24 protein-coding genes and 1 other annotated feature are annotated in these 24,121 nt (G+C 34.2%); all 24 genes read left to right on the top strand.

Annotation, left to right across the window (positions count from 1 at the left end; translation table 11 throughout):
- Nucleotides 1–61 precede the first annotated feature (61 nt).
- The 24 genes from ACZ446_RS02200 (at nt 62) to rpoB (ending at nt 24,110) form a co-directional block, all read left to right on the top strand.
- Entirely contained in the window at nt 62–535 is a 474-nt protein-coding gene (locus tag ACZ446_RS02200) for a CtsR family transcriptional regulator (RefSeq protein WP_464393522.1), read from the top strand.
- The gene (locus ACZ446_RS02205) at nt 532–1,065 is read left to right on the top strand and encodes a UvrB/UvrC motif-containing protein (RefSeq protein WP_464393523.1); all 534 of its coding nucleotides are present in this window, start codon (nt 532–534) and stop codon (nt 1,063–1,065) included. Before ACZ446_RS02200 ends, ACZ446_RS02205 begins: the two co-directional genes overlap by 4 nt.
- The gene (locus ACZ446_RS02210; protein ID WP_464393524.1) at nt 1,055–2,095 is read left to right on the top strand and encodes a protein arginine kinase; all 1,041 of its coding nucleotides are present in this window, start codon (nt 1,055–1,057) and stop codon (nt 2,093–2,095) included. Before ACZ446_RS02205 ends, ACZ446_RS02210 begins: the two co-directional genes overlap by 11 nt.
- Nucleotides 2,096–2,100: 5 nt before the next feature.
- Nucleotides 2,101–4,521, top strand: a complete 2,421-nt coding sequence (locus ACZ446_RS02215) for an ATP-dependent Clp protease ATP-binding subunit (RefSeq protein WP_464393525.1) — start codon at nt 2,101–2,103, stop codon at nt 4,519–4,521.
- Nucleotides 4,522–4,619: 98 nt separating this feature from the next.
- A complete protein-coding gene (gene radA, locus ACZ446_RS02220) occupies nt 4,620–5,990 on the top strand; it encodes a DNA repair protein RadA (RefSeq protein WP_464393526.1) in 1,371 nt (456 codons plus the stop codon).
- A gap of 30 nt (nt 5,991–6,020) precedes the next feature.
- Nucleotides 6,021–7,100 (top strand): DNA integrity scanning diadenylate cyclase DisA, encoded by a 1,080-nt coding sequence (gene disA / locus ACZ446_RS02225; RefSeq protein WP_464393527.1) that lies wholly within the window; start codon nt 6,021–6,023, stop codon nt 7,098–7,100.
- Nucleotides 7,101–7,222: 122 nt separating this feature from the next.
- Nucleotides 7,223–7,723 carry a CarD family transcriptional regulator gene (locus ACZ446_RS02230; protein ID WP_464393528.1) on the top strand — a complete coding sequence of 167 codons (501 nt, stop codon included), beginning with the start codon at nt 7,223–7,225 and terminating at the stop codon, nt 7,721–7,723.
- A 32-nt stretch (nt 7,724–7,755) separates the two neighbouring features.
- Nucleotides 7,756–8,838, top strand: a complete 1,083-nt coding sequence (locus ACZ446_RS02235; RefSeq protein WP_464393529.1) for a PIN/TRAM domain-containing protein — start codon at nt 7,756–7,758, stop codon at nt 8,836–8,838.
- Nucleotides 8,839–8,849: 11 nt separating this feature from the next.
- Nucleotides 8,850–9,536 carry a 2-C-methyl-D-erythritol 4-phosphate cytidylyltransferase gene (gene ispD, locus ACZ446_RS02240; RefSeq protein ID WP_464393530.1) on the top strand — a complete coding sequence of 229 codons (687 nt, stop codon included), beginning with the start codon at nt 8,850–8,852 and terminating at the stop codon, nt 9,534–9,536.
- Complete coding sequence (ispF, locus tag ACZ446_RS02245; RefSeq protein WP_464393531.1) at nt 9,536–10,060, top strand: 2-C-methyl-D-erythritol 2,4-cyclodiphosphate synthase; 525 nt, start codon at nt 9,536–9,538, stop codon at nt 10,058–10,060. The genes ispD and ispF overlap by 1 nt, the downstream gene beginning before the upstream one ends.
- A complete protein-coding gene (locus ACZ446_RS02250) occupies nt 10,057–10,848 on the top strand; it encodes a HutP family protein (protein WP_464393532.1) in 792 nt (263 codons plus the stop codon). The genes ispF and ACZ446_RS02250 overlap by 4 nt, the downstream gene beginning before the upstream one ends.
- A gap of 34 nt (nt 10,849–10,882) precedes the next feature.
- A complete protein-coding gene (gltX, locus tag ACZ446_RS02255) occupies nt 10,883–12,358 on the top strand; it encodes a glutamate--tRNA ligase (protein WP_464393533.1) in 1,476 nt (491 codons plus the stop codon).
- Nucleotides 12,359–12,466: 108 nt separating this feature from the next.
- Complete coding sequence (gene cysS, locus ACZ446_RS02260; protein WP_464393534.1) at nt 12,467–13,900, top strand: cysteine--tRNA ligase; 1,434 nt, start codon at nt 12,467–12,469, stop codon at nt 13,898–13,900.
- 159 nt (nt 13,901–14,059) lie between these two features.
- On the top strand, nt 14,060–14,788 hold the full coding sequence (gene rlmB / locus ACZ446_RS02265; protein ID WP_464393535.1) for a 23S rRNA (guanosine(2251)-2'-O)-methyltransferase RlmB: 729 nt from the start codon (nt 14,060–14,062) through the stop codon (nt 14,786–14,788).
- A 75-nt stretch (nt 14,789–14,863) separates the two neighbouring features.
- Nucleotides 14,864–15,517, top strand: a complete 654-nt coding sequence (sigH, locus tag ACZ446_RS02270) for an RNA polymerase sporulation sigma factor SigH (protein WP_464394363.1) — start codon at nt 14,864–14,866, stop codon at nt 15,515–15,517.
- A 152-nt stretch (nt 15,518–15,669) separates the two neighbouring features.
- Nucleotides 15,670–16,863 (top strand): elongation factor Tu, encoded by a 1,194-nt coding sequence (tuf, locus tag ACZ446_RS02275; protein ID WP_464393536.1) that lies wholly within the window; start codon nt 15,670–15,672, stop codon nt 16,861–16,863.
- Between the two features lie 235 nt (nt 16,864–17,098).
- Complete coding sequence (rpmG, locus tag ACZ446_RS02280; RefSeq protein ID WP_014553844.1) at nt 17,099–17,248, top strand: 50S ribosomal protein L33; 150 nt, start codon at nt 17,099–17,101, stop codon at nt 17,246–17,248.
- 34 nt (nt 17,249–17,282) lie between these two features.
- Entirely contained in the window at nt 17,283–17,486 is a 204-nt protein-coding gene (gene secE / locus ACZ446_RS02285) for a preprotein translocase subunit SecE (protein ID WP_464393537.1), read from the top strand.
- Nucleotides 17,487–17,522: 36 nt separating this feature from the next.
- Nucleotides 17,523–18,092: a transcription termination/antitermination protein NusG gene (nusG, locus tag ACZ446_RS02290; RefSeq protein WP_464393538.1), complete on the top strand. Its 570-nt coding sequence runs from the start codon at nt 17,523–17,525 to the stop codon at nt 18,090–18,092.
- A gap of 45 nt (nt 18,093–18,137) precedes the next feature.
- Nucleotides 18,138–18,560: a 50S ribosomal protein L11 gene (gene rplK, locus ACZ446_RS02295; RefSeq protein ID WP_073160658.1), complete on the top strand. Its 423-nt coding sequence runs from the start codon at nt 18,138–18,140 to the stop codon at nt 18,558–18,560.
- A gap of 102 nt (nt 18,561–18,662) precedes the next feature.
- Nucleotides 18,663–19,367 carry a 50S ribosomal protein L1 gene (gene rplA / locus ACZ446_RS02300; RefSeq protein ID WP_464393539.1) on the top strand — a complete coding sequence of 235 codons (705 nt, stop codon included), beginning with the start codon at nt 18,663–18,665 and terminating at the stop codon, nt 19,365–19,367.
- A 42-nt stretch (nt 19,368–19,409) separates the two neighbouring features.
- Nucleotides 19,410–19,541 (top strand) — a sequence feature (ribosomal protein L10 leader region).
- A gap of 45 nt (nt 19,542–19,586) precedes the next feature.
- Nucleotides 19,587–20,102, top strand: a complete 516-nt coding sequence (gene rplJ, locus ACZ446_RS02305; protein ID WP_464393540.1) for a 50S ribosomal protein L10 — start codon at nt 19,587–19,589, stop codon at nt 20,100–20,102.
- A 22-nt stretch (nt 20,103–20,124) separates the two neighbouring features.
- Nucleotides 20,125–20,493, top strand: a complete 369-nt coding sequence (gene rplL / locus ACZ446_RS02310; RefSeq protein ID WP_464393541.1) for a 50S ribosomal protein L7/L12 — start codon at nt 20,125–20,127, stop codon at nt 20,491–20,493.
- Between the two features lie 362 nt (nt 20,494–20,855).
- Nucleotides 20,856–24,110: a DNA-directed RNA polymerase subunit beta gene (rpoB, locus tag ACZ446_RS02315; protein ID WP_464393542.1), complete on the top strand. Its 3,255-nt coding sequence runs from the start codon at nt 20,856–20,858 to the stop codon at nt 24,108–24,110.
- Nucleotides 24,111–24,121 lie beyond the last annotated feature (11 nt).

Consider the following 24,121-nt stretch of genomic DNA (forward strand, 5'->3'; position numbering starts at 1 on the left):
TTTATAAATATAGTATTATAATATTAAAGGTCAAAATAAGTCAAAGTTAGGAGGGGAGAGTATGTCCAGTTTGTCTGATCAAATAGAAAGGTATTTAAGAAGACAAATCTCTAAATACCAGGGCAAAGTAAAGATTAAAAGAAATCAATTAGCTGAAAATTTCGATTGTGCTCCTTCCCAAATTAATTATGTTTTAGATACAAGGTTTACTGTAGAAAAAGGTTATGTCGTTGAAAGTCAGAGAGGTGGAGGCGGCTTTATTAGAATAATTAGAGTGAGTTTGGATTCTGATAAAGAAGTTATTCAAGAAGTAATTAATAAACTAGATCATGTTGTGACCCAAAGGGAAGCACATGGAATTATTAAAAGATTATATGATAATGAATTAATTTCTGAAAGAGAATCTTATTTAATGGAGAGAGCTGTTCATAGAAATGTTTTAAATACTTCTCTACCAGAGCGCGATTATTTAAGAGCTAGAATACTAAAAAATATGCTCGAAGTTATTTTTAAAGTTAAGGAGGACCAGCAATGATCTGCGAAAGATGTGGTGAAAGAGAAGCAGCAGTTCATTTAACTAGAATTATAAATGGAGAAAAAGAGGAAATGCATTTATGTGAAAAATGTGCAAGAAAAACCAGTGAATTTAATTTTGATGATAACCTTGGCTTTCAAAGTTTGCTATCTGGAATATTAAATCAAAATTTTTCTAGTCAAAATTCTCCAAAACTTAATAACGGTCAATCACAGAATTTATTCTGCAAAAATTGTGGGTTGAGTTATCAAGAGTTTGCAGAGAAAGGATTTTTTGGCTGTCATGAATGCTATCAAACTTTTGCAGATAAATTAAATCCTCTTTTAAAAAGAATTCATGGTAATACTCAACATTCTGGAAAACAACCTGAATCCTTTTTGCAAAAATCAGAAATGGAATTTGAAATTGATGAGCTCAAAGAAAAAATGAAACAAGCCGTTGATGAAGAAAATTTTGAAAAGGCTGCTGAAATAAGAGATAAAATCCATGCTATGAAAGAGGACATGGAGGCAGATGATAATGAGAAATAAAATAATTAATGACTGGCAAACTGCAGGTGGGAAAGATAAAGATGTTGTTTTGAGCTCTAGAATTAGGTTAGCTAGAAATCTGAAAAAATATAAATTTCCGAATAGGAGCAGCTACCAGGAAAAAAATGATTTAATTAGTCATATAAAGAATAAACTATTTTTTTTAATTGACCAAAATTATGATTTTTATTTAATGAATGATTTAACTGAGGTTGAAAGAAATGTTCTTCATGAAGAATATCTTATCAGTAAAAATCATATTCAAAATTCTGAAGCTAAAGCTCTGTTTTTAAATAATATAAATAATATATCAATAATGGTTAATGAAGAAGATCATCTACGGATCCAAATTTTAAAATCTGGTTTTGAATTTAATCATATCTGGAATGAAATAAATGATCTGGATGATCAATTAGAACAAAAATTAGATTATGCATTTTCAAGTAACTGGGGTTATTTAACCAGCTGTCCAACAAATGTTGGGACTGCATTAAGAGCTTCTGTAATGTGTCATTTACCCGCATTAGTGTTGAGCGGCAGAATTGATAATATTTTAGGAGCAGTAGGAAAGTTTGGACTAACTGTAAGAGGTGTTTCAGGTGAAGGTAGTAATAGCGAAGCTGAGCTTTTTCAAATATCTAATCAAATAACTTTAGGATTTAGTGAAATAGAAATTATAGAGAAATTAGAAAGTGTTATTCAACAGATAATAACTGAAGAAAGAAAAAGCAGAGAATATTTATTAAGAAACAATTTTTTGAAATTAAAAGATAATGTTTTAAGATCATTAGGAGTTTTAAAGTATGCTTATCATTTAGATGAATCAGAAGCTTTAAAATATTTATCAAGAATCAAATTTGGTCAGGACACAAATTTGATTGAGGAAAAACTTGATCCGAATCTTTTTTCTAAATTATTATTTAGAATAAAAAATGCGCATCTTTTATATAATTCTAAGGAGAAATTAGAAACAGAAGACTTAAATATAAAAAGAGCTAAAATTATTAGAAATGAATTAGATAGGGAGTGAAAATAATGTTTGCAAAATTTACTGAAAGAGCAAGAAAAGTATTAAGTATTGCTGAACAAGAAGCTTTGAAGCTTAAACACAGCTATGTTGGAACAGAGCATATACTTTACGGTTTAATAGCTGAAGGTCAGGGTATAGCTGCTCGTTCACTAATTGATAATGGTATAAGTAAAGAAGTAATTGAAAGTAAAATTATAGATATGATTGGTGAGGGTCAAAATGAAGTGAAGGGTTCAATTGGCCTAACTCCAAGAAGTAAAAAAGTTTTAAATTTAGCAATGGATGAAGCCAGGAAAATGGGTCATAATTATATAGGAACAGAACATCTATTGCTTGGATTAATTAGAGAAGGAGAAGGCGTTGCCGTTAGAATCTTAATGGATTTAAATAGTGATATTAGCAATATAAAAGAAGAAGTGATTGATTTACTTGGAGGAAAAAGTTCTATGAAGAAGAAATCTAAATCTTCAAGTAGAAAAACAAAAAACTTAGATGAATATAGCCGCGATTTAACTGAAATGGCAAGTGAGAACAAGTTAGATCCCGTTATTGGTCGTGATAAAGAAATTAATAGAGTAATTCAGGTTTTAAGCCGTAGAACTAAAAACAACCCAGTTTTAATAGGTGAACCAGGTGTTGGAAAAACAGCAATTATTGAAGGCCTGGCTCAGATGATAATAAGTGAGAACGTACCTGAATTATTACTGAATAAAAGAGTTGTGTCGCTTGATTTAAGTTCTTTAGTAGCTGGTTCAAAATATAGAGGAGAATTTGAACAGCGTTTAAAGGCTGTAATGAATGAGATTATTGAAAGTGGAGATATAATATTATTTATAGATGAAATGCATACTCTGGTTGGTGCAGGTGCAGCCGAAGGAGCTATAGATGCAGCTAATATTTTAAAGCCAGCTTTGGCAAGAGGAGAACTACAGGCAATTGGAGCTACTACTTTAGATGAATATAGAAAATATATAGAAAAAGATGCAGCTCTGGAGAGACGTTTCCAGTCAGTACTTGTAGAAGAAAATTCAACAGAAGAAGCCATTGATATTCTAAAGGGTTTAAGAGACCCTTATGAAGCACATCATAAAGTTAAAATTACTGATCAGGCTATTGAAGATGCTGTTGTATTATCTCATAGATATATATCTGATAGATTTTTGCCTGATAAGGCGATTGATTTAATCGACGAGGCAGCTTCTAAGGTTAGATTAAGCAATAGTACAAGACCGCCAGAATTTAAAGAGTTAAGTCAAAAATTAGAAGAAGCTGAAAAAGAAAAAGAAGCAGCTGTCAAAAATCAAGAATTTGAAAAAGCAGCTAGAATGAGAGATCGAGAAAAATCATTAAAAAAAGAACTAGAAGAATTGAAAAACAACTGGGAAGATGAAAAAGGAAAAGCTGAAGCAGTTGTTACTACTGAAGATATAGCAGAAATTGTTTCCAGCTGGACTGGTATACCTGTTACTAAATTAGAAGAAGCAGAAACTGAGAGACTACTACGTTTGGAAGACGAACTTCATAAACGAGTAATTGGACAGGATGAAGCAATTAATGCGGTTTCTGAAGCTGTTAGAAGGGCTAGAGCTGGACTTAAAGATCCTAAACGTCCGATAGGTTCTTTTATTTTCTTAGGACCTACTGGTGTTGGTAAAACAGAACTAGCCAAAACTCTTGCAGAGACAATGTTTAATGATGAAGATGCAATGATCAGAGTTGATATGTCAGAATACATGGAAAAACACTCAGTTTCCAGATTGGTCGGTTCTCCTCCTGGGTATGTAGGCCACGATGAAGGTGGTCAGTTAACTGAGCCTGTTCGCAGAAGACCATATTCTGTGATTTTATTTGATGAAATTGAAAAGGCACATCCTGATGTATTTAATGTGCTGCTTCAAATTTTAGAAGATGGTGTTTTAACTGATACCCATGGACGGAAAGTTGATTTTAAAAATACTATTGTAATTATGACATCTAATGTAGGCGCTGATTTTATTGAAAAACAATCTCAGCTTGGTTTTAAAACAGATAATGATGAAGAAGCAAATTACGATAAGATGAAAGATAATGTTATGTCTCAACTTCGCAAGACATTTAGACCTGAATTTTTAAACCGACTTGATGAAATTATTGTGTTCCACTCTCTAAATAAAGAACACATCAAGAAAATTGTTGATTTAATGCTTGATGATTTAAGAGCAAGATTAAAAGAAAAAGGTATTGAATTGGAAATGACTGAAGCTGCCAAAACTAAGTTAGCTGAAGATGGCTATGATTCTGAGTTTGGAGCTCGACCGCTCAGGAGAACAATCCAGCGTCAAATTGAAAATCCATTATCAATAAAAATATTGGACCATGAATTTGAAGAAAAGGGTAAAATAACAGTAGATGTCAAAGATAATGATTTTGATTTTATAGTTAGTTAAGGAAATATAAGTAAATTAAGCCTTCTTGTAAAATGATGTAAAAAATGATATAATTAGAAACAAATATAAAGAAATTTTACAAGTAGGAGCTATTAATAATGGCGAAAGCAAAAAAGTATTATCTATGTCAGGAATGCGGATATAAGTCGGTTAATTGGATGGGTAAATGTTCTAACTGTGGTTCCTGGGATAGTTTTGAAGAAGTTATAGAAGATAAATCAAAAAATAATACAAATAAATATGATCTAGATAGAGAGGGGAAAGAGCCTCAGCCGATTACTAAAATTTCTTCGGTTAAGCGTCAGCGACTTCAAACAAATATAACTGAACTTGATCGAGTACTTGGCGGGGGTATTGTTTCCGGTTCTCTAATTTTACTTGGCGGAGCCCCTGGTATTGGTAAATCAACACTGATACTTCAGGTGGCTTCTCTTTTTAGTAAAAAATATGGAAAAACCCTTTATCTTTCTGGGGAGGAATCGGCCTCTCAAATAAAAATGAGAGCTGAGAGATTAGATTGTATGGAAGAAAATCTTAATATTTTAGATGAAAGAGATTATATGGTTTTAGAAAATCATATTTCTAAAAACCAAAATTATTCATTAATTGTTGTAGACTCAATTCAGACTGTTCATATTCCTGAGTTAGATGCTGCTCCAGGTAATTTAACTCAGATAAAAGAAGTTACCAATCGTCTTGTGAAACTTGCAAAAACAACAGGTATACCTGTTGTTTTAATAGGCCATGTGACAAAAGAGGGAGAGTTGGCTGGTCCAAGGGTTTTGGAACATTTAGTTGATACGGTACTTCAGTTTGAAGGTGATAACTATCATATGTATAGGATGCTTAGAGCGAAGAAAAATCGTTTTGGATCAACAAATGAAATTGGTGTTTTTGAAATGAAAGAAAAAGGGATAGAAGAGGTAGCTAATCCTTCTAGTTTTTTTATTAATGAGAGATCGGCTGATGTATCAGGCTCAGTAATAACTCCAGCTTTAGAAGGTAGCCGAGTGCTTTTGGTAGAAGTACAATCTCTGGTAACTGATGCTGCCTTCCCGTCACCTCAGCGGCTTGCAAAAGGCGTCGATTATAAGAGGCTTTCTCTACTTTTAGCAGTTTTAGAAAAACGCTTAGGGGCTAATTTCAAAGAGTTTGATGTTAATTTAAATATTACCGGTGGAATTAGTGTAGAAGAACCAGGGCTTGATTTAGCTATTATAGCAGCAGTTATTTCAAGTTATAAGGATGTTTCACTAGATAATGATTTAGCCGTAATTGGAGAAGTTGGTTTGGGTGGAGAAGTTAGAGCTGTTGGTCAAATAGATAAGCGAATTAATGAATTAAAAAAACTATCATTTAAAAAGGTAATTATACCAGCTGCAAATGCTAAAAATATTGCTTTTGACCCAGAAATTAAGATTGATGCAGTTAAGGATATAGCTGAATTTGTAAAAATCATTCTAAAATAAATAGCAAATCATGTGAAAAGAGGTGAAGAAGTGGAAGAAATAGATGAAAAATTAATGGATATCTTAAAGGTATTAGCTCCAGGTACAGAATTTAGGGATGGGCTTGAAAATATTTTAAGGGCCCAAACAGGAGGCTTAATTGTTGTTAGTGATAAAGAAGAAGTTCTAGATTTAGTTAATGATGGTTTTCAAATTGAAACTCCTCTTTCACCTGCTCGTTTATATGAACTTGCAAAAATGGATGGCGCAATTGTTTTAGATCAGGATGCTGAAAATATTTTATTTGCAAATGCCCAATTGATTCCTGATCCCACAGTTAAATCTTCCGAGACTGGAACAAGGCATAAAACTGCCGAAAGAGTTGCACGTCAAACTGGTGAATTAGTAATTGCTATTTCTCAACGTAGATCAATCATTACGATTTATAAAGATGATTCCAAACATATTTTAGAAGACATAAGGGTAGTGTTAGTTAAAGCTAACCAGGCAATCCAAACACTGGAAAAATATAGATCTGTTTTTGATCAGGCTCTTACTAATTTAAGTGCTTTAGAGTTTGAAAACTTGGTGACGCTATCAGATGTTGTTACTGTAATTCAAAGAACTGAAATGGTTCTAAAAATTCAGCGAGAAATCGAAAAATATATTTCTGAACTAGGATCAGAGGGAAGATTGATTAAAATGCAGCTGGAAGAACTGGTTAATAATGTTAAAGAAGAAGGTATTTTACTGATTGAGGATTATATTTCAAATGAGCTGGAAGAAGATGCTTCTGATCCTGAAAAAGTCTTAGAGGATCTTACTGATTGGTCTTCAGATGAAATATTAACTTTAAACACTATTAGTAAGGCCCTTGGTTATAGTGGTAGTTTAAATGCTTTAGACGAAACAGTTTCACCGCGTGGATATAGAATAATGAGAAAAATACCAAGACTTCCAATGCCGGTTATTGAAAATTTAGTTGAACATTTCGAAAATTTACAGGCTATTATTAGAGCTTCAGTAGATGAGTTAGATGATGTTGATGGTATTGGAGAAGTAAGGGCTCAGGCGATAAAAGATGGATTGAGACGCCTTCGAGACCAAGTTTTACTTGATCGACATATATAATAATATTTAATACACTTCGTTATAAGTCTAATCTAAAAAGTATGCAAATTGACTGTAGCTTTTTAAAATGGTATAATTATAAGGTGGATTTTTATTGCTTTCATAAAAGAGGAGTGGATAAAATGTATAAAATTGGTGACAAAGTCGTTTATCCTAATCATGGTGCAGGAACCATTGTTGGTATTGAGACTAAGACTATTTTAGATGAAAAAAAAGAATATTATATAATGAAACTTCCGATTGGAGAAATGAAAGTTATGATTCCTGTTGATAAAATTGATAAAATTGGGATTCGTGATGTTATTTCTGAAGAAAAAGCAGATGAAGTTTTTGAATTACTTAATGGCGAAAAAAGTAAAATGTCACAAAATTGGAACCGCCGTTTTAGAGCTAATCAGGAAAAATTAAAGACTGGTGATATTTTTGAAGTAGCAGAGGTTGTGAGAAATTTAAGTATTAGAGACCGCGAAAAGGGTCTTTCTACAGGTGAAAAAAAGATGTTAAGTAATGCCAGACAAATTTTAATTAGTGAACTTGTGCTGGCTAAAGATATGAATGAAGAAAGTATTTCAGAAAAAATGGATGACTTATTTACACTTGACGAAGAGGATCTTGAATCCTAATTTAAGATGTTTTTCGGAAGGGGGTGAAAATAATGCTGAAGAAAATAATGCGCTTAATTTTTGGGGTTTTTGGCGGTGTTATCGCCTATAATTTAATTGATATTTTTGGCCTGGCAAGTGATTATTCATTTAGCTGGCAAAACATTGGGGAATTCTTTTTAACTACACAGTTTTATGCTATATTATTAGGAGCAGTATTAGGTTATTTTCTTATTTTTTATGCTTTAAACAAACTTTTAGAGTTTATCATGGGCTTTGAATTGAAGTTTAAAGAACTAAGTTGGAAAAAAATCGTTATAGCAATAACTGGTCTAATAATTGGTTTAATAACTGGTGCTATTATAAATTTTATATTTTCTATTCCTAAAATACCTCGAATTGGAATGCCCCTACAAATTTTTGTTAATATCACATTTATTTATATGGGATTCGCCCTTGCTGTTCACAAAGCAAAGGATATAGAATCTTTTTTATTTTCCAGAAAAAAAGAAAAAACAGAATGTCCCCAGGATAAAACTGGTAGTGATAAAATTTTAGATACCAGTGTTATTATTGATGGCAGGATTTTTGATATATGTAAAACTGGATTTATAGAAGGAAATTTTATTATTCCTGAGTTTGTTTTAGAAGAATTACAACATATTGCAGATTCAGCCGATGATTTAAAAAGAAATCGTGGCCGTCGAGGTCTTGATATTTTAAGACAAATGCAAAATGATTCTGAAATCAAGGTAGAAATAATTGATCATGATTTTGAAGAAATTTCGGAAGTTGATAGCAAGCTTGTTAAGCTTGCTCAGCTGAGTTCAGCTAAAGTGTTAACTAATGACTATAATTTAAATAAAGTTGCTGAACTCCAGGGGGTTAATGTCCTAAATATTAATGAACTTGCCAACGCTGTTAAGCCGGTTGTCCTTCCAGGTGAAGAAATGGATGTTAAAGTAATTAAGGAGGGCAAAGAAAATGGACAGGGTGTTGCTTATCTTGATGATGGGACTATGATAGTTATTGAGGAAGGTATTAAATATTTAGGTGATGATATTTCTGTACTTGTTACAAGCATCCTGCAGACTGCTGCAGGAAGAATGATATTTGCTAGACCCAAAAGTAATTAAGGAATGATTTTATGTCTGAAATAGGTGTTTTGATACCTGCCGCCGGCAGTGGTAGTAGAATGGGCAAAAATATAAACAAACAATTTTTAAATTTGTTAGGGAAACCAATCTTGTATTATACAATTAAAAGTTTTCTAGATTGGAGAAATGATTTTGAAATCAATATTGTTTTATCAGCTGATGAATTTGATTATTTCAAAGATAAAATAAATCCATTATTTTTTCATTCTAAAAAAAGATTTAATTTAGTTGTGGGAGGTAGAAGCCGGCAAGAATCAGTTTATAATGGCTTGAAAAACTTTAGCGAAGAAGTTAAGTATGTTATAATACATGATGGTGCCAGACCATTGGTAAGTAAAGAATTAATTGAAAGATGTTATCAAGCTGCTAAAGAATATGGTGCAGCAAGCTGTGGAGTCAGAGTTAAAGACACAATTAAGCTGGTTGAGGATTCTTTTTCTAAGAAAACCCTGGATCGAGATTCATTGAGAGCTATTCAAACTCCACAAGCTTTCAAATTAGATTTAATAAAAAAGGCACATCAGGCTTATAAAAAAGATGAAGCTTCAGATGATGCTTCTTTGGTAGAAGAATTAGGAGAAAATGTTTATATTGTTAATGGTGACTATAATAATTTCAAAATAACTACTCCTGAAGATCTAAAACCAGCAGAAATGATTTTAAAGGAGAGAATATAATGTTCAAAGTAGGCTTTGCTTATGATAGTCATCGTTTTATAAAAAATAGGCCTCTTTTTTTAGGTGGTGTAGAAGTTAAATCTGATTTAGGATTAAAAGGTCATTCAGATGCAGATGTTTTACTGCACGCATTAATGGATGCTTTATTAGGAGCTGTAGGAAGTGGGGACATTGGAACCCATTTCCCGGATGATGATCCTAAATATAAAAATATAAGCAGTTTGATATTGTTAGATGAAGTACGAAAAGAAGTAGCAGAAAAAAAGTATATAATTAATAATTGTGATTTAGTAATCGTGGCTGAAAGGCCAAAATTAAAACCCTATCGCAACCAAATTGTTGAATCAATTGCAGATAATTTAAAAATAAAAAAAAATAAAATTAATTTTAAAGCAACAACAAATGAAAAAATGGGTTTTACTGGTCGAGAAGAAGGAATAGCAGCATATGCTGTTGTTAGTGTTGTAGAGAGTAAATTATGGCAGTTTTTTGAGACATTGAAAAGGGAAGGGAGTATTAGATGATGTTAGTAAAAGATATTATGACACCTAATCCAATAACTATTGGTCCTAATGCAACAATTTTTGAAGCAGAAAAGATGCTTTCAATCAATAAAATTGGAAGGTTGTTAATTGTAGAAAACGGAAAATTAATCGGTATGCTGACAGATGGAGATATTATTTCAGAAAAAAATCTAGAAGCGCCAGTAAGTGAATTTATGTCAGATAATTTAATAATTATCAATGAAAACAGTACTGTGCAGCAGGCAGCAAAAAAATTATCTGAAAATCATATAGGAGGTTTGCCTGTCTACACTGATAAAGATGAATTAGTTGGAGTAGTAACTTCTGAAGATATAGTTTATGGTTATTTAAAAGATGAAGAAGAAGAAATGGAAATGGAAAAAAAGACTATAACACCTGAAAGTTCAGCTATCTATCTTTCAATGACAAGAAGCAGAGATTATGAAGAGTATTGGTTGAAAAAAATTGAAGGTTATGGTTATCGTGGTGCAATTACTCAAACTGGTGCAAGCGCTGAAAAGCTACCAATTAAATTAAGAGAGAGTACTACAGTTGCTGCAATTGCCAGAGGGGTTATCAACGAAAACTCTCGCGAAAAGATGGCTGTATCAAATGCAGTTAAAGATGCTTATAGTCAGCTGGACCTTGTTAATCCTGGTCTAGGTGGAGGTTTTAAAATAGCTGTTGTTCGTGGGGACGGGCATGTTTCTGTGGCTATATTTGGTAAGTTTGGACATGCTTTAGTAGATGGACCTGAACAATTAACTGTGGGTACTAGTGTAATATAAGAAATTTAATATTATTAGGAGGAATTATAAGGTTATGAGTAATAATATAAGATTACGTTTCCCCCCAAGTCCAACTGGGAAAATCCATATTGGTAATATGCGAACAGCCTTATTTAACTGGCTGGTTGCAAAGCAAAAAGACGGGGAATTAGTATTAAGAATTGAAGATACAGATCAGGCAAGATCAACAAAAGAGTTTGAAGATATTATCATAAAAGAAATGGAATGGCTCGGCCTTGATGCCGATGAAGGTGTTGGAATTGGTGGAGATTATGGCCCTTATCGCCAGACTGAAAGAATCGATCTTTATCAAGAATATGCGGACAAATTATTACAATCAGGTGATGCATATAAATGTTATTGTACTAAAGAAGAACTTGATGAAATGCGCCAAAAGGCTATAGAAAATGATAAAATGCCTCGTTATGATGGGTCATGCCGCAACTTAAGTGAAGAAGAAATAGCAGCTTTTGAAGAAGAGGGAAGAGAACCGGTTTTACGTTTTAGGCTGCCCGAAGCAGAAAAAGAGATTATTGTTGAAGATTTAATCAGAGGTGATGTAAGTTTTAGTTCCTCTGTTTTAGATGATTTTATAATTTTTAAATCTGATGGAATGCCAACTTATAATTTTGCGGTTGTAATTGATGATGCATTAATGGAAATTTCCCATGTAATTAGAGGTGAAGATCACTTATCAAATACACCAAAACAAATTTTAATTTATGAAGCATTAGGTTTTGATTTACCAAAATTTGCCCATCTTCCATTGATTTTAGATGAAAATAAAGCAAAACTTAAAAAGCGAGGCAAGGATTCTGTTTATATTGGTGAATTTAGAGAACAGGGTTATCTACCGGAAGCATTATTTAATTTCATGGCTCTTTTAGGTTGGTCAACTGGTGATGAAGAAGAGATATTATCTCAGGCAGAAATTATAGAGCGTTTTGCTATCGAAGATGTTAATAAAAGTGGCGCTGTATTTGATCGCGAAAAACTAAATTGGATGAATGGAAAATATATTCGAGCTGCAGAATTAGATCGGATCGTAGAATTATCAATTCCTTTCTTACTGGATTCTGCTTTAGTCGATAATGACTATATAGAAAATAATAAAGAGTGGTTGACTAAAGTAATCGATGAAGCTAGAACAGGGGTTGATTATTTATCTCAAATTCCAAAAGAAGCAGAACTATTCTTAACAGAAATTGAATTTGAAGATCCTGCTGAAGCAGCTGAAGAATTTAAAGGCGCAGATGTTAAATTGGTTTTTGAAACTCTTAAAAAGAAAATTTATGCCCAGGAAGAACTAACTGCAGAAGCAGTTGGAGAAATTTTTAAAGAATTAAAGAATGAGCTTGATGTAGGTGGCCGAACAATTTACCATCCAACTAGATTAGCGATAACGGGTAAAGGTTCCGGTCCAGAAATGACAAGTGTAATTTCTATTTTTGGAGCAGAAGAAATTGCTAAAAGATTGGATTCAGCTCTTGAATTAGCTGAAAACTATTAAATAGATAAAATGAAGGAGTCTTCTCTGAGGGAGAAGGCTCTTTTTGAAAATATAAATTGACTTATATTTTAGATTTAAAAAGCGCCTAATCAAGAAGGGAGTGAAAAAATGATAAAAGTTTATAATACCTTAACAGGTGAGAAAGAAAAATTTGAAACAGTTGAAGCGGGAAAGGTGAAGATGTATGTCTGTGGATTAACAGTTCAAAATTATTCTCACATTGGTCATATCAGAAGTGCTATTAATTATGATGTGATCCGACGTTTTCTCGAATATTTAGGCTATCAGGTCGATTATATCTCTAATTTTACCGATATTAATGAAAAGATTGTAAAACGAGCAGCTGAAGAGGGACTAACTCCTGAGGAATTAGCTGATAAGTATGCAAATGCATTTTTAGAAGATATTAGAGAATTTAATATTAAACCAGCAGATAAATATTTAAGAGTGAGTGAGAATGTTGATGAAATTATTGAAATGGTGAAAACTCTGATTGAAAAAGGCTATGCTTATGAAGTTAATGGCAATGTCTATTTTAGTGTAGAGAGTTTTGAGGATTATGGAAAACTTTCGGGACGCAGCTTGGATGAAATGCAGGCAGGTGCTAGAATTGCTGTTAATGAGGAAAAAACCAATCCTTTAGATTTTGGTCTTTGGAAAAAGGTTGAAGCCGGAGAAGGCTGGAACAGTCCCTGGGGAGAAGGATGGCCTGGATGGCATATAGAATGCTCTGCAATGTCTATGAAGCGTCTTGGTGCAACTTTTGATATTCATGGTGGCGGAGTAGATCTGATTTTTCCTCATCATGAAAATGAAATAGCTCAGTCAGAAGCATACAGCGGCAAAAAATTTGTTAATTACTGGCTGCATAATGGCACTGTAAACTTGAGCGGTGAAAAAATGTCTAAATCTCAAGGTAACTTTTTTACAAGCCGTGAGGTTTTGAAAGAATTTTCAGGACAGGAAATCAGATATTTTTTATTAAGCAGGCATTATAGGAGTCCTATTGATTTTTCTTATGAAAAATTGGAGGAAGCTAAAACTTCACTCGAAAGAATTAAAAATACCAGACGACAGTTAGATAAGGTATTAAATTTTGATATAGCAGCTGCAGCTGAAGTAAATGATAAGTTCTTTGACGAAGTAATTTCAAAGAAAAATGATTTTGTTGATGCTTTAAGTGATGATTTCAATACAGCTGAAGCAATAGGTGTTCTGCATGATTTAGTTGGAGTAATTAATAGTTATATTAATCAAAAAGACTTCACACTAAATGAAAAGAACTTTGCTATTCTAGAAGAAACAGAAGAAATTTTCTTGGAATTAGCGGAAATTTTAGGTTTGAAATTTGAGTTGGAATCAGTTTCTGCAGTTGAAAATAGTTTAACCGAACCCTTAATTGCTTTGCTGTTAGAACTTCGCGAAAAGGCCAGAGAAAATAAAAACTGGGAAGAGTCAGATTTAATTAGGGATCGGCTGCAGGAAATTGGTATAGATGTAATAGACACTCCACATGGTACTGAATGGGAAATCAGTACTTAATAGAAAGTTAAAAGTTTGACCAGTAAATGCTTAAACAGGTAAAAATTAGTTCTAGTTTATTTTAAAAAATTGGACCTTCCTGTTAGGCAAAAGGCAAATGCCCAGAAGGGGAAATGTCCTGTGGGCGAATTGATTCGATTAAAAAGGAATGATAATTAAATGCCAAAAATTGAAGGAAGAAATCCGGTTTATGAAGCTTTAAGAGGTAACAGGAGAATACATCGAATTTTTATTCAGGAAAAAATTTCAGCTGATATCATTGATAAAATTTTAGAATTGGCGGCTGAAAAAAATGTTCCAGTTAGTAGAATTTCCTCTCGAAAGCTAGATGAAAGTGCAAAATCTCATGCGCATCAAGGTGTTATAGCTGAAGCAGATTCTTTAAAAGAATATGGTTTAGCTGACATTATAGAAATAAAAAAGAATAAAGAAGCCGATTCTTTAGTTATTATTTTAGATGAAATTAAAGACCCGCATAATTTTGGGGCGATAATTAGGACCGCTTATGCAGCAGGTGCTGATGCAGTTGTTTATCAGGACAGACGGGCAGTGGGTATAACTCCTGTTGTTTTAAAAGCTGCTGCTGGAGCTGCTGAACATATGCCATTAGTTAAAGTTTCTAATATTAATTATGCAATTAAAGACTTAAAAGAAGCTAATTTTTGGATTGCAGGAGCTGATGCAGCAGCCGAACAAAGTCATTTTGAAGCTGATTTAAGTGGTTCACTCGGGCTTGTAATAGGTAGTGAGGGCAGTGGACTTAGAAGACTTGTTAGAGAAAATTGTGACTTTCTTATTAAAATTCCAATGAGTGGAGAGTTAGGATCCCTAAATGCTTCTGTAGCAGCAGCAGTTATTATCTACGAAATTTTCCGTCAGCGCGGATAAGATAATTCTTGACGAAAGTTTTTTTAGCAAGTATAATAGTAATGTAATGGATAAGGGAGGGGATTCTGGTTGAAGATGAATGCTCATGAACTCGATTTTGATGATATCAGTTTTGAAGAGTATAAACAGATGTCCGATGATGAACTAGTTGAACTGGTCCATCAGGGTGATATGGAAGCTCAGGAAACTCTGATTAAACGTTATAAAAACTTTGTGCTTGCTAAATCACGCTCCTATTTTTTGGTTGGGGCTGATCGCGAAGATATTGTACAGGAAGGTATGATTGGCCTTTATAAAGCAGTACGGGATTATAAGATTGAGAGATTGGCTTCTTTTAGGGCTTTTGCTGAATTATGTATTACTCGACAAATCATTACTGCAATCAAGGCAGCTACCCGCCAGAAACACCAGCCTTTGAATACTTATATTTCTTTAAATAAGCCGATCTATGATGAGGAATCTGATCGAACACTTTTGGATATCCTCAAAGGTGGAAAATTATCAAATCCAGAAGCTTTATTTATCAGCAATGAAACATATGATTTAATTGAATCTGAAATTTCTTCTATGTTGAGTGATTTAGAATTTGATGTATTACAGGAATATTTAGATGGGAAATCTTATCAAAAGATTGCTGAAGCATTGGATAAGCATGTTAAATCAGTTGATAACGCATTACAAAGAGTGAAAAGAAAATTAGAAGTGTTTTTAGAAAAGCATAATATATAATAAATAAATTTTTCTAAATGCTTTTAATTTAAATAAATATAACTGTCATTAACGGCAGTATTCGGCCTGCAGCCGCCAGGCCTTTTTTGTGGATATTTTATCCTGATGGCTACATAAAATTAAGTTAAATTTTTAAGGGGGAAGAAAAGAAAATGGCAAAAGCAAAATTTGAAAGAACAAAACCACATGTTAACATAGGAACAATAGGACATGTTGACCATGGGAAAACAACGCTAACAGCAGCAATCACAAATGTGTTAGCAAACTATGGTGGAGCAGAAGTAAGAGCATTTGATTCAATCGATAATGCTCCAGAAGAAAAAGAAAGAGGAATTACAATTGCGACTTCTCACGTAGAGTATGAAACAGAGTCAAGACACTATGCTCACGTAGACTGTCCAGGACACGCTGACTATGTAAAGAACATGATTACAGGAGCAGCACAGATGGACGGAGCAATTTTGGTAGTATCTGCAGCAGATGGCCCAATGCCACAGACAAGAGAGCATATTCTTTTAGCTCGCCAGGTTGGTGTACCATCAATCGTAGTATTCTTAAACAAAGCAGATATGGTAGACGATGAAGAGTTAATCGAACTAGTAGAAATGGAAGTAAGAGAACTCTTAAGCGAATATGACTTCCCAGGAGACGATATTCCGGTAATAGTAGGATCAGCTTTAAAAGCAGCTGAAAACGGAGATCCAGAAGGAGAATGGGGTAAGAAGATCATCGAGCTTATGGATGCAGTAGATAGCTACATTCCAGAGCCAGAAAGAGATACAGAAAAGCCATTCTTAATGCCTGTAGAGGATGTATTCTCAATCACAGGACGTGGAACAGTAGCGACAGGACGTATTGAGAGAGGAACTTTACATCCATCAGACGAGGTAGAGATTGTAGGAATTAAAGAAACAGAAACAACAGTAGTAACAGGAGTAGAGATGTTCCGTAAGATGTTAGACGAAGCAGTAGCAGGAGATAACATTGGAGCATTATTAAGAGGTGTAAAAAGAGAAGACATCGAGAGAGGTCAGGTACTGGCAAAGCCAGGAAGTATTACACCACATACAAAGTTCTATGCAGAAGTTTATGTATTAAGTAAAGATGAGGGTGGAAGACACACACCATTCTTTGATGGATACAGACCACAGTTCTACTTCCGTACAACAGATGTAACAGGAAACATTCAGTTACCAGAAGGAGTAGACATGGTAATGCCTGGAGATAACATTGAGATGACAGGAGAGCTAATCACTCCAATAGCTATGGAAGAAGGACTACGTTTTGCAATCCGTGAAGGTGGTCACACAGTAGGAGCTGGAGTTGTAACTGAAATTATTGAGTAAATGCTGCTTAATATAATAAGTTATTAAAACTTAAATTTAATTCCATAGGCATGTGCAGATCAAACTGCACATGCTTTTTTTCTAAAAAAACATTGACATTAGTCTTTAAATATGGTAAATTAATTAAGGTTAAGAATCAGAAAAAATATCTTTGAATTTAAAAAACAGACTAATTAAAATTTAAAAATATAAGTTTTTCAAGCAGCAATTGTTTGATTGAGGAGGTGGATTTACGGTGAGAGAAATTATTACTTTAGAGTGTACAGAATGCAAAAACCGCAATTATTCTACCAAAAAAAATAAGAAGAATACTCGTGATAGACTGGAACTGAAAAAATATTGTAAGTTTTGCAAGGAGCATACCCTCCATCGTGAAACAAAGTAGAATCATTAATACTTAGCTGAGGAAGTGATTTAAGATGGCAAAAGAACTAGGGTTTTTTGGCAAAATCGCTAAATTTTTTAAATCAGTAAAATCTGAATTAAAAAAAGTGAACTGGCCAAATAAAGAGGAAATTACTTCGAATACATTAGTTGTAATTGTAACTGTAATTGCTTTAATAACATTTATTGGTTTAATAGATCTAACGCTGGCTAATATAATTACTCCATTAATTTCGTAATTGAGGAGGTGAGGATTCTCTAGAGAATCCTTAAATATGAATGAAGAAAGTAAGTTTAATGAAGAACTAGAAAAAGCAAGAGAAGATATTCCCTGGTATGTTGTCCACACATATTCGGGGCATGAAAGAAAAGTTAAGGCAAATCTTGAGAAGAGAATAGCCAGTACAGGTATGGAAGGCAGCATTTTTAGAATTTTAGTTCCAACTGAAGAAAAAATAGAAAAGAAGAAAGGGAAAGATGAAGTAGTTAAAAAAAGAATTTTCCCCGGTTATATCTTATTACAGATGGATATGAATGATAAATCATGGTATGTTGTTAAAAACACACCTGGTGTAATAGGCTTTGTTAGTGGTGGAACCAAACCACTCCCTGTAGAAAAAGAAGAGGTTGATGCAATTCTCAGTAGTATGGGTGAAAAAGCTAAAAAGGTTTCTGTTGACTTTGAAGTTGGAGATCAAGTTACCGTAAAAGATGGTCCATTCGAAGACTTTGATGGAGTTATTAAAGAAATTCACCCTGAACAGGGTAAAGCAAAAATTCTTGTCTCTATGTTTGGTAGAGAAACTCCAGTTGAATTAGAGTTTGATCAATTTGAGAAACATTAGTTGTTTTCTAATATAAAGAATTATTGAAGAAAGGGGTGTTTTTAAATGGCTAAACAGGTTATGACAGTAATTAAATTACAGATTCCTGGCGGACAGGCTAATCCTGCACCACCTGTAGGTCCAGCACTTGGACAGCATGGTGTTAATATTATGGAATTCTGTAAATCTTTTAATGCAAAAACTAAAGAAAATCAAGGAACATTAATTCCGGTAGAAATTACAGTATATCAGGATCGTTCTTTTGATTTTATTACTAAAACTCCACCAGCTGCTGTATTGTTAAAGCAGGCTGCAGGAATTGATACTGCTTCTGGAGAACCAAATGTTAATAAAGTTGCTACAGTTAGCAAAGATGCTGTGCAGAAGATTGCAGAAACTAAAATGCAGGATTTAAATGCTGGTAGTTTAGAAGCTGCAATGAGCATGATTGAAGGTACTGCAAGAAGTATGGGAATTTTAGTAGAGTAAATTATCTTTCTGCTCTAAAAGTAAATGCCTAGTAAAATTGAAGTTTATAGACGTAATTCAGTGGGAGGAAATTTCCGCTAATACCACAAAGGAGGAATAATAATGGCAAAAAGTAAACGTTATGCAGAAACATTAGAAAAATTTGATCGCGAAAAATTATATGAGCCCAAAGAAGCTTTTGGATTAGTTAAAGAACTTGCAACTGCAAACTTTGATGAAACAATTGAATTGTCAGCGAGATTGGGAGTAGACCCCAAACATGCTGATCAAAATATTAGAGGGACTGTTGTTTTACCGGAAGGTACAGGTCAGGAAGTAACTTTAGTTGTATTTGCTAAAGGTGAAAAAGCCAAAGAAGCTGAAGAAGCTGGAGCAGATTTCGTTGGTGGTGAAGAATTAGCAGAAAAAATTGAGGGTGGATGGTTAGATTTTGATTTAGCTATTGCTACACCTGATATGATGAGTGTTGTTGGCCGTCTTGGTAGAGTTTTAGGACCAAAAGGTTTGATGCCTAATCCTAAAGCAGGCACAGTAACTTTTGAATTGGAAAAAGCTGTAGCTGAATTTAAAGCTGGTAAACTAGAATACCGTGTTGACAAAACTGGTATTGTTCATCTGCCAATTGGTAAAGCTTCTTTTACAGAAGAAGAGCTTTTGAATAACTATCACAAAATCATGGATACTCTTGCAAAGGAACGCCCAGCAGCAGCTAAGGGTAAATTCTTTAGATCTTTAGCTATCTCACCAACAATGGGTCCTGGAGTAAAAGTTGATCCAGCAGCTACAATGTCTTTTATTGGAAGATAAAAAAAGTTTGACCTGTTAAGATTTTTGTGTTATATTTATTTAGACAAGAAAATAACCTTTCCGAAGACAGCAGGGGCGTTATGCTTAAATTTCCTGCCGAGGGCAACTTTCTGCAAATATTATTTTTGCATTTATACCTCCTGACTGTCTACAGGAGGTTTTTTCAATTTATAAAAATTACGATTAAATTTAAGCTCATATTTTAAGGGGGGTGAAAATGTGGCAAGACCAGAAAAAGAAGCAGTTGTTAAAGAACTAACTGATAAATTTAGCACTGCCAAATCACTTGTAATTACAGATTATCTGGGTTTGAATGTTGCCGAAATGACTGAATTAAGAAGTAAGCTGAGAGAGGCAGGGGTAGAATTTAAAGTTGTTAAGAATACCCTGGCTACTATTGCAGCTAATGATGTTGAAATGGAAGAAATGACAGAATTTTTCTCAGGACCAACAGCTATTGCTTTTGGTGAAGAAGATGCTGTATCTCCTGCTAAAATTTTAGTAGAATACGCTAAAGATCATGAAGTTTTAGAAATTAAAGCTGGTCTTTTAAATGGTGAAATTATAAGTAAAGAGAAAGTGGAATCTCTCGCAGAAATTCCATCCAGAGAAGAACTGCTGGCAAAGGCTTTTGCAAGTATGAAAGCACCCCTATCTGGATTGGTCAACGTACTGCAGGGTAATATCCGCGGCTTAGTACAGGTATTAAATCAAATCAAAGAAGAGAAAGCTTAAAAAAATAAGGAGGATTATTATAATGAATAAAGAAGAAATTATTAGTGCAATTGAAGAAATGAGTGTTTTAGAATTATCTGAGTTGGTTGAAGAATTAGAAGAAAAGTTTGGTGTAAGTGCGGCAGCTCCTGTAGCAGTAGCTGGTGGAGCAGCAGCAGGTGGAGCAGCAGAAGAAGAAAAGTCTGAGTTTGATGTTTTCTTAGCTGATGTTGGTGGCAAGAAAATTAAAGTTATCAAAGCTGTTCGTGAATTAACAGGTTTAGGTCTGAAAGAAGCTAAAGCTGTTGTTGATGACGCTCCAGGTAATGTTAAAGAAGGTTTAGCTAAAGAAGATGCAGAAGAAATGAAAGAAAAGTTAGAAGAAGCTGGAGCAACTGTAGAACTTAAGTAATCCAGTTTTAATATAGCAATTATGATAATAGTCCTGCTGTATAAATTTATACAGTGGGACTATTTTTTCATCATATACTGTGAAATTCTCTCTTTTATATACATTTATGCATTATCTTTATTATTTATATAATTTTTTATTAAAAAGTTTATTTTTTTATTTATTGACATATAAAGTATTATATTAATCATGGAGTTAATGACTAATTGAAAAAAGATTGTAAATGGGAGAATTTCATCTTAAAATCTCTTGACAAGAGATTTTTCCTGTGCTATCATTATTAGATGTCTATAAGGTAAATAAGTAAATGATTATTATGGGATAGTTTCAGCTAATTATTAGAATTTCCTGGGGGTGCAATGATGTCAACGGCAAGGGAAAGACATACTTTTAGTAAAATTGATGACGCGATGGACTTGCCAGATCTGATTTATACACAATTAAACTCTTATCAGTGGTTTTTAGAAGAAGGATTGCGCGAGGTTTTTGATGAGATCTCACCAATTGAAGATTTTTCTGAAAATCTGGTACTTGAATTCGTAGATTATTATTTAGAGGATCCCGAATATACAGTGGAAGAGTGTCGGGATAGAGATGATACTTATTCAGCTTCTTTGCAGGTTAAGGTTCGACTTATAAACAAGGAAACTGGTGAAGTTAAGGAACAGGAAGTGTTTATGGGTGATTTCCCACTTATGACTGATAAGGCAACATTTATTATTAATGGTGCTGAAAGAGTAGTGGTTAATCAGCTGGTTAGATCATCTGGTGTTTATTTTAGTGATGAAAGAACAAAAGACGGGCGACGCTTGATAACAGGAAGCATTATACCTAATCGCGGAGCTTGGATCGAATTTGAATATGATAAAAAGAGAATAATTTCTGTAAGAGTTGATAGGACTAGAAAACTTCCATCAACTGTTTTGCTGCGTGCACTTGGTTTTGGTACAGATGCAAAAATTACAGACGAATTTGGTGATTCAGAAGTACTGCATGATACTTTAGAGAGAGACAGTACGGAATCAAAAGAAGAAGCTTTAATTGAATTATATAAGCGCCTCCGTCCGGGAGAGCCACCTACAGTAGAAAGCGCTACCAATCTTTTAGAATCATTATTTTTTGATCACAAAAGATATGATATGGCAGCTGTTGGGCGCTATAAATTAAATAAAAAATTAGAATTAGATGTAGATAAAGATCGTAAATATCTTCATATAGATGATATTGCAGCAACTGTGAAGTATATGATTAAATTAATTTATAATGATCCAGAAGCATTTATAGATGATATTGATCATCTGGGTAATCGTCGATTAAAAACAGTCGGTGAGTTACTTCAGAATCAGTTTAGAATTGGACTTTCCAGAATGGAAAGAGTTGTACGAGAAAGAATGACTATTCAGGATGTGGATGTAGTTACTCCCCAGGCTTTAATTAATACAAGACCTGTTGTGGCTTCTATCCAGGAGTTTTTTGGTAGTTCACAGCTTTCTCAATTTATGGATCAGACTAATCCGATGTCAGAGTTGACTCATAAAAGAAGATTATCTGCTCTTGGACCTGGTGGTTTGAGTAGAGAAAGAGCTGGTTTTGATGTGCGTGATGTTCACCATTCTCATTATGGTCGTATCTGTCCAATTGAGACACCTGAAGGACCAAATATTGGTTTGATCGGTACAATGGGGACTTATGCCAAGACTAATGAGTTTGGTTTTTTAATGACTCCTTACCGTAGAGTAGTTGATTGTAGAGTTACTGATGAAATTGACTATTTAACTGCTGATGAGGAAGATAAACATATAATTGCACAGGCAAATGCAGAAATTGATGAAGAAGGAAACTTCACTAAAGAATTTGTTATTGCTCGTAAAAGAGGCGATATTTTAGAGGTGCATCCGGAAGATTTAGATTACATGGATGTTTCTACTAAACAGATGGTTGGGGTTTCCGCAGCGATGATACCTTTCTTAGAGAATGATGATGCAAACCGTGCTTTAATGGGTGCAAATATGCAGCGTCAGGCAGTTCCGCTGATGATAACTGATGCACCAATGGTTGCTACAGGTATGGAGTATAAAGCTGCGAAAGATTCAGGTGCAGTTATTGTAGCAGAAAAAGATGGAGAAGTTGTTAGTGTAACTTCTAATAAGATAATGGTAAAAAATAATGAAGGTTTAATTGATAGTTATCAATTAATGAAATATAAGAGATCTAACCAGGGAAGCTGCATGAATCAGAAGCCAATTGTTGCTAAAGGTGACCGAATTGAAGCTGGAGACATAATTGCAGATGGACCGTCAACTGAAAAGGGAGAAATGGCCCTCGGAAGAAACTCATTGATTGCATTTATGCCCTGGGAAGGATATAACTATGAGGATGCTATTTTAATCAGTGAAAATTTGGTTAAAGAAGATGCATTCACTACAATTCATATAGAAGAACACGAAGCAGAGGCCAGAGATACTAAACTTGGGCCTGAAGAAATTACCCGTGATATCCCTAATGTAGGGGAAAGTTCACTCAAAAACCTTGATGAACGTGGAATTATTCGGGTTGGTGCCGAAGTTGAGGAAGGAGATATTTTAGTTGGTAAGGTAACTCCTAAGGGAGAAACTGAACTATCAGCTGAAGAAAGACTTTTAAGAGCTATCTTTGGTGAAAAAGCACGTGAGGTTAGAGATACATCTCTTAAAGTTCCTCACGGTGAAGAAGGTATAGTTGTTGATGTTAAAGTATTCTCTCGCGAACAGGGAGATGACTTGAAGCCAGGGGTTAACCGTTTAGTTAGAGTTTATGTTGCTACAAAGAGGAAAATATCTGTAGGGGATAAGCTTGCTGGTCGTCATGGTAACAAGGGTGTTATTTCGAGAATCTTACCTGAAGAAGATATGCCTTTCTTGCCAAACGGAGAGCCTGTAGAGGTTGTACTTAACCCACTTGGTGTACCATCTCGTATGAATATTGGACAGGTACTTGAAACTCATCTCGGTATGGCAGCTAGGGCGCTTGGTATTTATACTGAAACACCTGTCTTTAACGGTGCAACTGAGATTGAAGTTGAGGATATTTTAGAAGAAGCCGGGTTATCCAGAGATGGAAAAACTGTTTTATATGATGGCAGAACCGGTGAAAGATTTGAAGAAAGAGTAACAGTTGGAGTTATGTATATCCTGAAACTCCACCACTTAGTTGATGATAAATTACATGCTCGTTCAACAGGACCTTATTCTCTTGTTACACAGCAGCCGCTTGGAGGTAAAGCTCAATTTGGTGGTCAGCGCTTTGGTGAGATGGAAGTTTGGGCACTTGAAGCATATGGTGCTGCTTACACCCTGCAGGAAATGCTGACAGTTAAATCTGATGATGTTGTAGGAAGAGTTAAAGCCTATGAAGCAATTGTTAAGGGAGAAAATGTTCCTGATCCTGGTATTCCAGAATCATTTAAAGTATTGATCAAAGAGATGCAGAGTCTTGGACTTGATGCTCGAATCTTTACTTCAGATGAAGAGGAGCTGCAGGTTGCTGAAAATGAGGATGAAATGATGGAAACAGCGCAAAAACTTGGTTTAGATACAGACTTGAAATTAAGTCGTGATAATGATGATGAAGACGAATAATTCCAATATAG

The sequence above is a fragment of the Halanaerobium sehlinense genome, assembly GCF_055379485.1.